General features: G+C 38.0%; 1 protein-coding gene. It reads left to right on the forward strand.

Annotated features, from left to right (window positions below):
- A partial coding sequence (locus A142_RS25335; protein ID WP_032545630.1) for a hypothetical protein occupies positions 1–189 on the forward strand: 189 nt, incomplete at its 5' end.
- Between the last annotated feature and the right edge of the window lie 140 nt (positions 190–329).

Below are 329 nucleotides of genomic sequence, written 5' to 3' on the forward strand. Positions count from 1 at the left end.
TCAAAGCATCGTCGTTTATTGAGAGTCGATAGTGGTTTATTTAGTGACTCTCCAAGTGCTAAATTTTTAGAAAAAGATTTTGAGGATAAATTTCAAAGTTATAATATTCAAGACTTGATGGAGAGGTTTTATTATGATCTTCATCCTTATGTGTTGAGGGTGATTAACAGTTGTGGTACAAACTCCTAACAAACGCTTCAAGAGGGACAGCCAACGCGCGGCATTTTTACTATGCGTTGGTTTTTGTGGTTACGGTGTTATGCGGAAAGTTGGTAGTAGCGTTGTCTGCCCCTTAAGCGGGCGTTATATGCTTTCAAGTTTCAAATAAT

Source organism: Vibrio splendidus 12E03, from assembly GCF_000272105.2.
In the GTDB taxonomy this organism is placed as follows: domain Bacteria; phylum Pseudomonadota; class Gammaproteobacteria; order Enterobacterales; family Vibrionaceae; genus Vibrio; species Vibrio splendidus_I.